Source organism: Pseudomonas sp. GW822-FHT03F04, from assembly GCF_058801405.1.
This window is the reverse complement of the sequence record NZ_JBXANF010000007.1, coordinates 259131-271443: the sequence shown is the minus strand read 5'-3', so window position 1 is coordinate 271443 and position 12313 is coordinate 259131. Positions and strand designations below refer to the sequence as shown.

Below are 12313 nucleotides of genomic sequence, written 5' to 3'. Positions count from 1 at the left end.
CATGGGCAAGCTGGATAACCCATGATCAATTCAACGGATGATGCCCACCTCAAGACGCAGCACTGTTACATGCCCCGTAACAGTGCATGTCCGGAATCGCTATTTTTCCTTTGGCTTCAAGCCCTTATTCTGAGCGGGCTTTCAAGGCAGACCGCCACGAAGCACAAAGTCCGCGACCGAGTCGTCGGCAACCGATTTCTGATGGACCGAAGCGTTTTTCGCTCCATCGCCCTGGTGTTCACTGACGTTGATTTGTAGCTCCTTGATCCAACGTCTTACCTTGGCCGCTGCGTTTGCAGCGGCCTTTTTTATGGGCGCTGGTTTATCGCGTCGTGTCAGCAATCTGTCACTCCCCCCCGCCACTGTCAGATGCTTCCTGAATCCTTTTCGGAAACTTCCTTATTGAAATAACGAACAACTTCTATTCGTTATTTATCACCGAATTTTCTGCCGCACTCTTCTGTAACTGCCTACAGGACTCTCGGACCCGCGCCCAACGTTTCACCTGTAACTTCTAATGGCAGAACAACTCATCACTTTTAAACAGCGCACATTCAAAAGGATATGAATATGCAAAGGCCTCCAGCATGGGAGCTGACCGAACCTGTCCACACGACAGCACCAGCGCCTCCCGGCTACAACCCGTTACCGGCAACGACATTCGATGTCAGCAGCAGCGGCGCCTTTCAAAGGCCGCCTGCCTTTGCGGGCAACGTACATATCGTGAAAGGCACCGCTCAAGTTCTGGATCAGGAGTTTCAGGCCAGAGCCAGCCAACTTGCACAAACCCTCGAACATGAACTTGCCGCCGCCAGACTTGAAGTTTCAACTCACCCTCTGCCGCCCGCCGAGGCAATCATTCGCGAGCTCGGTGTTCGCAATACGCTGATGGCGCGCAAGACTGCCGAGTTTCATCGCCAGACCGCCTTGGGCAACACGTTTTATGGCAGCGATCCCCTGAACCGGCCGTTGAACGATTTCACCGCACGGGCGCGAACGATGGAGCGCCCTCTCAAGCCTGATGGCATTGCCTTTCAGACCTGGTCGTTCTCATACCGGGCCGCTCACGAAGCGAGGCTGTTGTCGCAATCGTTGCAGTTGCTCAACCAGCAGCAAGTCAATGTGCTCAACTGGCTGGCGACCGTTCAGGCCAACGATCAAGCACGAATCGCTGCAGAGCAACAAGCGCAGAGAGCTGCTGCCGAACTGGCGCGGATCAATGAACAAGCTCGACTTGAAGCGCTGGCACAAGCTGCACGCGTAGTGGCCGAGCGAGAGCGCTTTGCCGCCGAACAACACCGTCAGCAAGCACTCGCAGAGGCGGCACGGCAGCAAAAGGAACAAGAGGAAATCCAGGCTCGTGAAGAGGCGCGCCTTGCAGCGCTGGCTGAAGCACAACGGCTCGCAGCTGAGCAGGCGCAAATCGCCGCCGACGCTGCCGCGCAACAGATTGCTGCCGAACAGGCACGTCTGCAAGCGCAAGCCGATGCTCAGCGCCGCAATGAAGAGCGCCGGCTGCTGGCTGAAAAAACACGGCAGGAAAAACAGCAGAAAGCGCTGCGAAAGGCACAGAAAAGACGCCGTAAAAAAGCGCGCAAGAACGCCAGGGAACAAGCCCGACGGCAAGCAGAAAACGCCCTGAGCGGACAATCTCCCGTCTTTGCCAATGCCGGATCGATGGCCGCATTCGGCCCGACCTTTACCGGGCCGCTCGGTGTTTTTGGCAACAACCCGGCAACCACGCTGGCACTCAGAACGTCGCTGCGAACGGCGGTGTCCCTGGCGCTGGCGGCCATCTCCACAGCGGCTGCACCAGTGATCGTCGGATTCGCCGCTTTGCTCGCCCCCTCGAAACTGGGCAATGGCGATCTTTACTCTGCCAGCATTCCACTGTCAGACCTCGCACCCGACTTGAGCAGCGATGAGCTGTATCAGTTGGCCGCCATTGGAGGGGAAGTCGATCTGCCGGTCAGGCTCGGTTCGTCGACGATGGGCGACAAAATCGAGTTCGTTGTTGTCACCACGGATGGTCTGACTGTCCCTGCCAATGTGCCCGTCAGGGTCGCCCGTTTCGACGCTCGCACCAACACCTACGTTTCCACTGCCAGCGACGCCAACGGCCCCACGCTGACCTGGACGCCATTGGTCAATCCACTGAATCCTTCGACGGATTTACCGCAGGCCGATACGGATCTGCCGGTTTACGACGGAGCTGAAGTGATTCCCGGAGAGGGACGGATTGATCCGTTTCCTGAACTGGATCGGTATGAGTTGGGTGGGTTTATCACGGTTTTTCCGATTGAGTCGGGGATACCGCCGCTGTATGTGGTTTTCAGCAGTCCTTATGACGGAGGCGTCGAAGATGGCGAGCACAGCGGCCGCGCATTCAACCCCAAAGAAACCGGCGGCTCAATTCTTGATTTGGCATGGACACCTGTAACTGCAACATCAGAAGGAGCAACTATCGTAAAACTGCACATATCCAGATTTCCTGAATCGGCCGCCAATAAGGTAATGATTGACCGCCTGGAAAAAATCATCAGCGGAGAGCTTGAAATAACGGACACAGACAAGCGCTTCTACACTCACGAGTTAAGGGAGCTAGAAAGATTCAGAGCCTTGGGGTATGGCGATACCGAGCGGCCTGATCCAGATTCACCTGTTTGGAACAATGTGCACACAGCAACATTGGAAGACTTCAAATTGAAGGATGACGCTTCTCTGCTCTATACACCTGAAGCGCTGGCAGCAGACGCAGAACAAGCAGAACGCGCATACCAGCAGTTGTTGAAGGAGATGTGGAAATGAGCACCGTCGAACAGATCGTAAAAAACGAGTCTCTGGATGACATCGTTGCGGTATTCGCGCTGATCAAACCAAATCCACATCTGGACAGGATGATCAGGCTCTACAACCGTGACATCCTCAAAGGGTATGGTGCGCTCGAAAGCGCTTATTCCCGACTCTTCGCCGCCGGTGTATTGGCCGTTGGAGAGCATGGTCTGGCAATCAAAGGCCCGAACTGGTCACCTCCGAAATTCATGATCGAAAACAGATACTCCTGACCGGCCAATAGGCCACCAGGCTCCCGCCTGGTGGCCACTTCAAGCTACAACGAATACTTCTGCAAATTCCCCATCATTTCCTTCAGCGCCTCAATGTTGTCCTTCGGATGCGCCGCCCCTTCGAAATCACAGATCTGCTGCCAGTGCGCCGCCACCTCTTCCGGTGAGAACCCCACGCGCGGATCGAAACCGGCGCCCAGGCTGCGCTCCCAGCGCACCTTGCCCATCCAGCCGCCGCCGACTTCGAACAGGCCCGAGGTTTCCTGGCATTGCTCGCTGGCCAGGTACACCACCAGCGGGCTGACCAGTTCCGGTTTGAGTTGTTCGAACACTTGCGGCGGGATCAGGCCTTCGGTCATGCGCGTGCCGCCGGTGGGGGCGATGGCGTTGACCAGGATGTTGTTCTTGCGACCTTCGATGGCCAGGGTGCGGGTCAGACCGTAAAGACCGAGTTTGGCCATGCCATAGTTGGACTGGCCGAAGTTGCCGTAGATGCCCGAGGTCGATGCGGTGAAGATCACCCGGCCATAGTTTTGCTCGCGCAGGTGTGGCCATGCGGCGCGGGTCACCTTGTAGGCGCCTTCGACGTGGACGCGGTAGACCAGATCCCAGTCGGCGTCTTCCATCTTGTGGAAAGTCTTGTCGCGCAGGATCCCGGCGTTGTTGACCACCACGTCGACGCGACCGAACACATCGAGGGCGTTCTGCACCAGTTTGTCGCCGTCGGTGACGGAATCATGGTTGGCTTCGGCGATGCCGCCGGCCTCGCGGATTTCCGCCACCACGCGGTCGGCGGCCGAGGCGTTGGCGCCTTCGCCCTGGGTCGAGCCGCCGAGGTCGTTGACCAGCACTTTGGCGCCCTGTTTGGCGAACAGCAAAGCATGTGCGCGTCCCAGGCCACCGCCGGCTCCGGTGACGATCACGACTTTATCTTCGAAACGCACAGACTCATTCATCGAGGCAACTCCAGCAGGCCTGAGGGACAGTGTCCCTGAGTGTCAGGCACAGAGCCTGCGGTCACAACGAACACGGCTGAGGCTGAATGGTGCGCGATAAGGCTGGGGGATGATGAAACCGTGCAGAGGCGCAAAGCGCCTCCGCCCTGCGATCAGGAACACGCCACCTTGCGCGGCGGCAACACGAAGTGATCGCGAAATTCGAGGTAGTGCTTGAGCACCTGCACCGGCGCTTCGCTTTGCGGGTAATGACCGATGCCCGGCAACAGCACGGTGTCCGCGTCGGGTATCAGCTCGCGATAACGCTCGACCATGTGCGCACCGGAAATCGGATCGACTGCGCCATCGATCACCCGCAGCGGCACCTCGCCGCGCTGCATCGCCGCGACCCAACGATCACGCTGCACCCGACGCTCCGGAATATAGGTGATCAGTTTGTGCATGATTCGCGGGCCGCGATTGCACTCGATCAGGCTCCAGAAATCATCCATTTCACTTTCACTGGGCCGGGTGTCCGGGCCGAAGATCTGATGGAAACTCTTTACCAGCGCATCGCGGGTAAACGCGCGACCGATCATCCAGCCCAACGGGCTGAGCAACAGTTTTTGCGTCAGCAGCGGCCGATGGGTTTCCGGAAACAGACCACCGTTGAGGAACACGCAACTGGCGACCTCGATCAGGTCATCGTAATGCCGGGCCAACAGTTCCTGGGCAACGCTGTCGCCATAGTCGTGAGCCAGAATGTGCACTGGTTGCTCGACCTGCAGATGCGCCAGCAAGGCCTGTTGCAGATCGGCCTGCTCCAGCAGGCTGTAGGTGTGATTCAGCGGTTTGGCAGAGTCGCCGAAGCCGAGCATGTCGCAGGCAATCACCCGGTAGCGCTGGGACAGCGGCTGCCACAGGTAATGCCAATCCCAACTGGCCGTCGGAAAACCATGGATCAGCAGCAGCGGTTCGCCCTGCCCGGCCGTCCAGTAGCGGATCGGCTGGCCACGAAAGACAAACGTCTGGCTGCGTTTGCGCCAGGCACTCAGAGGAATCTCGGCGAGAGGCATTACAGTTTATACCCCGGGTCTTGTTTATCGAGTTTGCGCAGCAGTGCCGGCCAGGCCAGTGCGCCGCCCATCCCTTGAGCACTTTTGGTGACGCCAGCGATCATCGCCTTGGCACCTGCCAGAATCTGCGGTTCGATGGCGATCAGTTCGGCACCGCCGGTTTGCGCCATGACCTGGATGTCACAGGCACGCTGAAAGGTGAACATCATCAGGAACGTGTCGGCGATGGTGCCGCCGCAGGTCAGCAAGCCGTGGTTGTGCAGCATCAAGAAATTGTTTTCGCCGAGGTCGGCCTGCAACCGGGCCTTCTCTTCGTGATTGAGCGCCACGCCTTCATAAGCGTGAAAGGCCAGGCTCGACAGCACGAACAACGATTGCTGACTGATCGGCAACACGCCCTGTTTCTGCGCTGACACCGCAACGCCGGAAGCGGTGTGGGTATGCAGCACGCAGGTCACGTCATGCCGCACTTCGTGGACGGCACTGTGAATGGTGTAACCGGCGGGGTTGATCTCGTAAGGGCTGTCCATGAGTTTGTTGCCGGCCTGGTCGACCTTCACCAGACTGGACGCAGTGATCTCATGGAACATCAGGCCGAACGGGTTGATCAGGAAGTCTTCGGTGCCCGGCACCTTGGCCGAGATGTGGGTGAAGATCAGATCGTCCCAGCCATGCAGGGCGACCAGTCGATAACAGGCGGCGAGATCGACCCGGGTCTGCCACTCCGCAGCACTGACCTGGTCTTTGACATTCAAGGAAGAAGGGACGGGGGCTACGCTCACTGTATGCACCTCTGTTTTTGTTTTTTTCGGCAGGTGTCAGCAGTCTAGTCAGCCCCGGGGGATCGCGTAGTTGCATTGGCAGCCAGCTTGATGACTGAACGAGTCAGCCACGCCAGCCGCTTGGATCCATGTCAAAGCAACGACGCCAACAAAGGCGCGGCGAACAGATTGAGCAGCCCGGTGAGCACCATGACCAGCCCCGCCACCGAACCTTCTTCGCCCCCCACTTCATGGGCGCGACTGACGCCCGCACCATGAGCGCCAACGCCAAACAGGGCGCCGCGCGCCAGGGCACTGCGCAGCGGCAGCCACTTGAGCAACACCCCGCCCAGCATGGCGCCGAACACCCCGGTGAACATCACGAACACCGCCGTCAGTTCGGGCACACCGCCCAGATCCTGCGCCAGCGGCATGGCAAACGGCGTGGTGATCGAGCGCGGCACCAATGACAGCGTCACCGAACTGTCCAGCGCCAAGGCCCTGGCCAGGCCAAACGAAGTCGCGATCGACGCCGCACTGCCAGCGAGCATGCCCAGCAGCAACGCCGACCAGTGACGCACCAGCAGACGCCGCTGTTGCCAGATCGGTACGGCAAACGCGACGGTGACCGGACCGAGCACCAGCATCAGCCAATGGGTGTTGCTGGAATATTCGGCGTAGGCGGTATGCAGCGGAACGGCAAGAGCCAGCAATAATGCGGGGACCAGAATCAGTGGCGACAGCACGTAGCGACCGGTCCGACGATACAGCCAGCGACTGAACAGGTAGGCCAGCAGCGTGAATGCCAGCCAGAACATCGGCATCAGTTCAAGCTTCATGGGACCGCCTCAGGCGCACGGCCAGCTCCACGGTGAACGCGGTCACCAGCATTACCATCAGCGTGCTGGCGGCGATTACCAACAGAATTCGCCAGCCGTCATCTCGCAGCAATGCGCCGTAATCCAGCAGGCTCATCAAGGCCGGAATGAAGAACAGCAGCATCTCGGCCATCAGCAGTCCCGCGCCCATTTGCAGCGCCGCCGGCTTGACCCAGCCGAACGCAAAAGCCAACAGCAGCAACGCCATGCCGATCACGCCGCCGGGGATCGGCCATGCCAGCCACGCAGCCAACTGGCAGCCGAGCAGATAGAGACCGAGCAGCACGGCCAGTTCGGCCAGCAGGCGAGAGAGATATTTGAATGTCGAGGCGTTCATGGGTGGGCTCCTTTCAGGGGCCTATTTTACGAACCGGACTGCCATCCCCGAAGCGAATTGTTAGACTCAAAGCCATTCCAATCTGGAATCAGGCCATGGAATTCAAACAGCTCAAAAGCTTCGTCGAAGTCATGCATCAGGGCGGTTTCACTCAGGCGGCAAAAAACCTGCACATCAGTCAGTCCGCCGTGAGCAAGCAGATCGCTCAGCTCGAACAGAGCCTCGGCACGCCGCTGCTCGAACGACTGGGCTCGCAGCTACGCCTGACCGCCGCCGGCAGCGTGGTGCTGCAACGGGCCGAAGGCATGCTGCGCCTGCGCAATGAATTGCTCAGTGAACTGGATGACCTCAGCCAACTGGCGCGCGGCGAGCTGCGTCTCGGTTTGCCCTTGCTGGGCAGCGATGCCCTGTTTGCCGGGCTGTTCGCCGAGTACCGGCGGCGTTACCCGAACATCAGCGTGCAGTTGCTCGAAGGTGGCAGCCGCAATATCGAACAGGCGGTATTGAGCGGTGAACTGGAACTGGGCGGCAGTCTGCGGCCGAAAGACCCACAGTTCGACTTCCAGCCCTTCTGCGATGAACCGCTCGATGCGCTGCTGCCGGTGGATCACCCGCTGGCGACGAAAGGTGAAATCGGTCTGGAGGAACTGGCCGAGACGCCGTTCCTTTTGTATCAACGCAGTTTCGTGCTCAATGACCGTTTGCTTCAGGCGTGCCAGCAGATGGGCTTCACCCCGAAAGAAGGTGGCCGTAGCGGCCAGGCGGATTTTCTCGCGGCGCTGGTGGCCGCCGGGCAAGGCGTGGTGCTGCTGCCGAGCGTGGTGGCACGCGGTCTGGTGCGGCCAGGCGTGGTTCGCCTGACCTTGAACGCGCCGGATTACCTGCGCTGGGACATCGCCTTCATCTGGCGCCGGGGCGCGTATCTGTCGAAGGCTGCACAAGCCTGGCTCGCGCTGTTGCGCGAACACGGGATCAGCCCTTGAGCGTGGCGATCAACTGTTCCAGCCAAGGCTCGGCGTCGGTTTCCGGGGTGACGCTTTCGCTGGCGTCGATGCGCAGCATGTCCTGCACTTCACGCACGCCGAGTTCGCCGAACAGCTCACGCATCTGCTCGCCGCCGCCGCAGAAAGTGTCGCCGTAACTGGCGTCGCCCAATGCGATCACCGCGCCAGGCAAGCCACGCCAGGCTGCCGGCAGCTGATCGCGGAGGGTCGAGTACAAGGGTTGCAGGTTGTCCGGCAACTCGCCCATGCCCGTGGTCGAGGTCACGGCCAGCAAGGCTTCAGGGCCATAGGCCTGGAGGTCGGCGAGGCTGGCACGCGAGTTGTAGAAGGTTTCAAAACCGGCGGCTTTCAACAGGCTCTGGGCGTGGCGGGCGACTTCTTCGGCCGTGCCGTACACCGAGCCGGAGAGGATGGCGACTTTCATCAATCTGATCCTGAAACTGAAAAAAAGAGCGGCGATAGTAACAGCCGGCGGCGCAATGTTGCGATTGGCTCTCGATAAGCGCTGATGGCCAGTAGACAGCGCCGATTGATCTTCTAGAATGCCTGCCACCGACACCCTTGAAAGGATTCAAAGATGATCAATGCCAGCCTGCTGCAGATGGTGATCAACGCGTCGAACGATGGAATCGTGGTGGCCGAACGGGAAGGTAAAGAGGACAACATCCTGATTTACGTGAACCCGGCTTTCGAACGCCTGACGGGTTACACCAGTGAAGAGATCCTGTATCAGGATTGCCGTTTTCTGCAGGCCGGAGACCGGGATCAGGGCAACCTGCCCCTCATTCGAGAGACCCTGCGCAATAACGGCTCGTGCCGCGAGATTCTGCGTAACTACCGCAAGGACGGCACACCGTTCTGGAACGAGCTGTCGCTGTCGACGGTAAAAAACGCTGACGATGGACAGACTTACTTCGTCGGCGTGCAAAAGGACGTGACCGTTCAGGTCAAGGCGCAGCAGCGAGTGGCACAGCTGGAAGCCCAGGTCGCGGCACTCGAGGCAGAGCTGGCGGCCATCAAAGCGACGAACGGCGCAAACAAAACAGCGAACTAAGTGTCATTAACTACAATCACCAATGACTTTGTAATTATTTATTTCGAGCTAACCATGCAACGCGACGCCCTCCTGACCCAGGACGAGCTGGATTTTATCCAGACCATGCAACACAACCCGCAGCTCAATGTGCGGGATGCGACGTCGAGCCTGTTGGTCAATGGTGGTTCGCAAATCCGTGATCTGCTCACGCGCCTGGCGGCCCATGAGCAAGTCACCATCCAGGCCAACTTCGAAAACCAGCAGATGACCTTTCCGCTGCATCTGGTGGAAGACGAATTCCACGCCCTGCATTTGCGCCTGGGTGTGCCAAGCATTTATGAAGACGGGCCGATGGTTCGCCCATGGCGTCTGACCCTTGAAGAACCGGTAGCGCTGGAGAATGCCAAGGGTCAACCGGGCATGCTGTGGGTTCACGAGGTTTCGCACAAAGGCGTGTTGCTGGAAGTGCGCAACAAGACCAAGCCACCGAAGCATTTCGCCCTGTGGTTCAGCCCTTCAGGCTATGAGCGGATTTCCCTGCGCGGCACCTTCGAACGGGAAACCGAAAGTGGTTTCTACGCCTACGACTTGAGCCAGAGCGACGCCGACGAGACCGAGCGCCTGCGCCAGTTCATCCTTCAGCAACATCGCCTGACTCACCCTGCCCTGCACACCTGAGTCTCAGGTATCCAGCGTCCCCGCGAGAAACTGGTTCAGGCGCTGGCGCATGGTCGAACCTTCATTGCCCAGACAGCCCACCGATGAACCGGCCAGGCTGTCCTGTGCCAGATCCGACGCATCGCCCGCCAGCATCAACTGACAATCCAGGCTCAGGGCCAGGCGGTTCAGACGCCGGGGCAATTCGGTAGTCGGGGCGTGATTGGAAAACAGCACCAGCGCCTGCGGTTTGATTTTTTCGCAAACCAGCGTCAGCTCATCGAACGGCTGGCCGGTGGTCAACACACGAACGCCCGTGTCATTGCCACTGAGAAACAGCGCCGCCACCAGCAATTCGAGTTCGCGGCACTGCCCCGCCAGGGCGCTGACAATCACCTTGCGAGGATGCGAGCCACGCAACACGACAATGCGCTGCAGCACCCGCGCCCTCAGGAAACCATCAAGGAACAGCCACTCGCTGGTTTGCCCGAATGAATCCTGACGCTGCAACAAGCGCAGCCACAGCGGCATGAGGATGTCCTGGAACACCACAGGCAGCGTGTAGGAAGAGAAAATCTGCCCGTAGACCCGATCCAGTTCCTGGTCATCGAATGAACTGACCGCGCGCTGGACCTGATCCTGCCATTGCAGATAGTCGGCCTGCACCATGTCATTGGGAATGATGTGCGCCAGCGCCTTCATCGGCTCGGTCTTGGCGAGGATCCTGCCGACCTTGCTCACCGAGACACCACGATCAATCCAGTCGACGATGCTGCGAATGCGCTCGATATCGGTCATCGAATACAGCCGGTGCCCACTTTCGGTGCGTGTCGGCTGGATCAAACCATAACGTCGCTCCCATGCGCGCAGCGTGACCGGGTTCACTCCGGTCAGACGCGCCACTTCACGTATGGGGAAAAGCTCCTCGCGCTCAAGCGCAACAGATGCCTGCGAAGCAGGGCGAACGTCTGTAATGACAGGCATGTGTGCGGGCACGTCCTTGTTGGCGTTGTTAGCGTAGTTGAATCCCATTCTACTCCGGATGCCCCTTGTCGGTTCAAGCTATGAAACGGGACGAAATTCTCTGGTTTCGTCACAATAATCAGGAATAATCCTTGCTTGTCGAAAAGCGCAGCCCTCTACCCCGGCGCTGCGTCAGGCGAAGTTCCTACCCGGAACGACGCAAACGTAATACGGAGATACACGATGTCTACTTCCCCCGTCACGCTGATGGTCGCGCGTCGCGTCGCCGATGGCCGCTATCAGGACCTGATCGCCTGGCTGCGCGAAGGCGAACAACTGGCCACCGACTTTCCCGGCTACCTGGGTTCCGGCGTATTGGCTCCGCCTCCCGGCGACGATGAGTTCCAGATCATTTTCCGCTTTGTCGACGAACAGACCCTGCACGCCTGGGAGCACTCGGCCTCGCGCACCGCGTGGCTGGCCCGTGGCAGTGATCTGTTTGCCCACCCGACCGAACATCGGGTCAGCGGCATCGAAGGCTGGTTCGGTGCAGCCGGCGTGCGTCCTCCGCGCTGGAAACAGGCCGTGGCCATCTGGCTGGCGTTTTTCCCGGTTTCCCTGCTGTTCAACTTCGTGCTCGGTCCGCTGCTCGGTGAAATGAGCCTGTTGCCCCGCGTGTTCATCAGCACACTGTGCCTGACGCCGTTGATGGTCTATTTCTTCATTCCACTGTCGACACGCCTGCTGGCCGGCTGGCTCAACAGTTCCCCGCCCCGTCCACTGCCTGGCGCGGCGTCCACGCAAAATCGCTGAAACCATCGCTCGCGTCGCTGTTATAGTTTTTGCTCTGACCTCGACGCGAGCCGTTCATGACCTCTTTTGCAGCTCCCATTCTCATCACTGGTGCCGGCCAGCGCGTCGGGCTGCATTGTGCGCAGCGGTTGCTGGAGGACGGTCACCGGGTCATCTTCACTTACCGTAGCGAACGTCCGGGCGTGAAGACGCTGAAGGACCTGGGCGCGATCGGCGTGTTCGCGGACTTTTCCAGTGAAGCTTCCATCCTGGCGTTCATCGCCGAACTGAAAACCCACACCGACAGCCTGCGAGCCATCGTCCACAACGCCTCCGAGTGGCTGGCGGAAAACGGGGACGACGAAGCCGAAGCCTTCACTCGCATGTTCAACATCCACATGCTGGCGCCGTACCTGATCAATCTGCATTGCGCCGACCTGCTGCGACGCTCGAACCCCGCCGATATCATCCACATCAGCGACGACGTCACCCGCAAGGGCAGCAGCAAACACATCGGCTATTGCGCCAGCAAGGCCGGGCTCGACAGTCTCACGCTGTCCTTCGCCGCGCGCTACGCCCCGTCAATCAAGGTCAACGGCATCGCGCCAGCCCTGCTATTGTTCAATCCCGACGACGACGCGGCATACCGCGCCAAGGCGCTGGCCAAGTCCGCGCTGGGCATCGAACCCGGCAGCGAAGTGATCTATCAGAGCCTGCGCTATCTGCTCGACAACCCTTATGTCACCGGCACGACCCTGACCGTCAACGGCGGGCGGCACGTCAAGTAAAACGCCCCCGCGAGGATGCTC

At 59.5% G+C, this 12313-nt stretch carries 14 protein-coding genes; 7 read left to right on the top strand and 7 right to left on the bottom strand.

Going from position 1 to position 12313, the window contains the following annotated elements; all coding sequences use genetic code 11:
* Window positions 1–570 precede the first annotated feature (570 nt).
* The gene (locus tag AC1RMX_RS18510; RefSeq protein WP_493072688.1) at window positions 571–2808 is read left to right on the top strand and encodes an S-type pyocin domain-containing protein; all 2238 of its coding nucleotides are present in this window, start codon (window positions 571–573) and stop codon (window positions 2806–2808) included.
* The gene (locus AC1RMX_RS18505) at window positions 2805–3065 is read left to right on the top strand and encodes a hypothetical protein (protein WP_493072687.1); all 261 of its coding nucleotides are present in this window, start codon (window positions 2805–2807) and stop codon (window positions 3063–3065) included. The genes AC1RMX_RS18510 and AC1RMX_RS18505 overlap by 4 nt, the downstream gene beginning before the upstream one ends.
* 44 nt (window positions 3066–3109) lie before the next feature.
* Here AC1RMX_RS18505 and AC1RMX_RS18500 read toward each other — a convergent pair whose 3' ends face one another.
* The 5 genes from AC1RMX_RS18500 to AC1RMX_RS18480 form a co-directional block, all read right to left on the bottom strand.
* The gene (locus AC1RMX_RS18500) at window positions 3110–4021 is read right to left on the bottom strand and encodes an SDR family oxidoreductase (RefSeq protein ID WP_096819060.1); all 912 of its coding nucleotides are present in this window, start codon (window positions 4019–4021) and stop codon (window positions 3110–3112) included.
* Window positions 4022–4173: 152 nt separating this feature from the next.
* Complete coding sequence (locus AC1RMX_RS18495) at window positions 4174–5076, bottom strand: alpha/beta fold hydrolase (protein ID WP_493072686.1); 903 nt, start codon at window positions 5074–5076, stop codon at window positions 4174–4176.
* Window positions 5076–5858, bottom strand: a complete 783-nt coding sequence (locus AC1RMX_RS18490; protein WP_493072685.1) for a class II aldolase/adducin family protein — start codon at window positions 5856–5858, stop codon at window positions 5076–5078. Before AC1RMX_RS18490 ends, AC1RMX_RS18495 begins: the two co-directional genes overlap by 1 nt.
* 131 nt (window positions 5859–5989) lie before the next feature.
* Window positions 5990–6676 (bottom strand): LrgB family protein, encoded by a 687-nt coding sequence (locus AC1RMX_RS18485; protein WP_096819057.1) that lies wholly within the window; start codon window positions 6674–6676, stop codon window positions 5990–5992.
* A complete protein-coding gene (locus AC1RMX_RS18480) occupies window positions 6666–7052 on the bottom strand; it encodes a CidA/LrgA family protein (protein WP_096819054.1) in 387 nt (128 codons plus the stop codon). Before AC1RMX_RS18480 ends, AC1RMX_RS18485 begins: the two co-directional genes overlap by 11 nt.
* A 95-nt stretch (window positions 7053–7147) precedes the next feature.
* Here AC1RMX_RS18480 and AC1RMX_RS18475 point away from each other — a divergent pair, with 95 nt between their 5' ends.
* A complete protein-coding gene (locus tag AC1RMX_RS18475; protein WP_493072684.1) occupies window positions 7148–8035 on the top strand; it encodes a LysR family transcriptional regulator in 888 nt (295 codons plus the stop codon).
* Here AC1RMX_RS18475 and AC1RMX_RS18470 read toward each other — a convergent pair.
* The gene (locus AC1RMX_RS18470; protein ID WP_493072683.1) at window positions 8025–8480 is read right to left on the bottom strand and encodes a flavodoxin; all 456 of its coding nucleotides are present in this window, start codon (window positions 8478–8480) and stop codon (window positions 8025–8027) included. The two genes, AC1RMX_RS18475 and AC1RMX_RS18470, sit on opposite strands and share 11 nt — an antisense overlap.
* A gap of 153 nt (window positions 8481–8633) precedes the next feature.
* Between AC1RMX_RS18470 and AC1RMX_RS18465 the strand changes: the two genes are divergently transcribed.
* Window positions 8634–9110, top strand: coding sequence for a PAS domain-containing protein (locus AC1RMX_RS18465; RefSeq protein ID WP_493072682.1), 477 nt, complete (start codon window positions 8634–8636; stop codon window positions 9108–9110).
* A 54-nt stretch (window positions 9111–9164) separates the two neighbouring features.
* Complete coding sequence (locus AC1RMX_RS18460; RefSeq protein ID WP_096819046.1) at window positions 9165–9770, top strand: hypothetical protein; 606 nt, start codon at window positions 9165–9167, stop codon at window positions 9768–9770.
* Between the two features lie 3 nt (window positions 9771–9773).
* On the opposite strand, the gene AC1RMX_RS18455 is transcribed toward AC1RMX_RS18460, so the two are convergent.
* Window positions 9774–10733: a MerR family transcriptional regulator gene (locus tag AC1RMX_RS18455; protein WP_493072748.1), complete on the bottom strand. Its 960-nt coding sequence runs from the start codon at window positions 10731–10733 to the stop codon at window positions 9774–9776.
* Between the two features lie 222 nt (window positions 10734–10955).
* Between AC1RMX_RS18455 and AC1RMX_RS18450 the strand changes: the two genes are divergently transcribed.
* Together AC1RMX_RS18450 and folM are read left to right on the top strand one after the other, a co-directional pair.
* Complete coding sequence (locus AC1RMX_RS18450) at window positions 10956–11525, top strand: antibiotic biosynthesis monooxygenase (RefSeq protein WP_102619453.1); 570 nt, start codon at window positions 10956–10958, stop codon at window positions 11523–11525.
* Window positions 11526–11581: 56 nt separating this feature from the next.
* On the top strand, window positions 11582–12292 hold the full coding sequence (folM, locus tag AC1RMX_RS18445) for a dihydromonapterin reductase (RefSeq protein WP_102619452.1): 711 nt from the start codon (window positions 11582–11584) through the stop codon (window positions 12290–12292).
* Window positions 12293–12313: the final 21 nt, after the last annotated feature.

What these genes read in the sequence shown, in the direction of transcription:
- AC1RMX_RS18510 (WP_493072688.1), top strand. Translation starts at nt 571, where the DNA reads ATGCAAAGGCCTCCAGCATGGGAGCTGACCGAACCTGTCCACACGACA.
- AC1RMX_RS18505 (WP_493072687.1), top strand. Translation starts at nt 2,805, where the DNA reads ATGAGCACCGTCGAACAGATCGTAAAAAACGAGTCTCTGGATGACATC.
- AC1RMX_RS18500 (WP_096819060.1), bottom strand. Translation starts at nt 4,021, where the DNA reads ATGAATGAGTCTGTGCGTTTCGAAGATAAAGTCGTGATCGTCACCGGA.
- AC1RMX_RS18495 (WP_493072686.1), bottom strand. Translation starts at nt 5,076, where the DNA reads ATGCCTCTCGCCGAGATTCCTCTGAGTGCCTGGCGCAAACGCAGCCAG.
- AC1RMX_RS18485 (WP_096819057.1), bottom strand. Translation starts at nt 6,676, where the DNA reads ATGAAGCTTGAACTGATGCCGATGTTCTGGCTGGCATTCACGCTGCTG.
- AC1RMX_RS18480 (WP_096819054.1), bottom strand. Translation starts at nt 7,052, where the DNA reads ATGAACGCCTCGACATTCAAATATCTCTCTCGCCTGCTGGCCGAACTG.
- AC1RMX_RS18475 (WP_493072684.1), top strand. Translation starts at nt 7,148, where the DNA reads ATGGAATTCAAACAGCTCAAAAGCTTCGTCGAAGTCATGCATCAGGGC.
- AC1RMX_RS18470 (WP_493072683.1), bottom strand. Translation starts at nt 8,480, where the DNA reads ATGAAAGTCGCCATCCTCTCCGGCTCGGTGTACGGCACGGCCGAAGAA.
- AC1RMX_RS18465 (WP_493072682.1), top strand. Translation starts at nt 8,634, where the DNA reads ATGATCAATGCCAGCCTGCTGCAGATGGTGATCAACGCGTCGAACGAT.
- AC1RMX_RS18460 (WP_096819046.1), top strand. Translation starts at nt 9,165, where the DNA reads ATGCAACGCGACGCCCTCCTGACCCAGGACGAGCTGGATTTTATCCAG.
- AC1RMX_RS18455 (WP_493072748.1), bottom strand. Translation starts at nt 10,733, where the DNA reads ATGCCTGTCATTACAGACGTTCGCCCTGCTTCGCAGGCATCTGTTGCG.
- AC1RMX_RS18450 (WP_102619453.1), top strand. Translation starts at nt 10,956, where the DNA reads ATGTCTACTTCCCCCGTCACGCTGATGGTCGCGCGTCGCGTCGCCGAT.
- folM (WP_102619452.1), top strand. Translation starts at nt 11,582, where the DNA reads ATGACCTCTTTTGCAGCTCCCATTCTCATCACTGGTGCCGGCCAGCGC.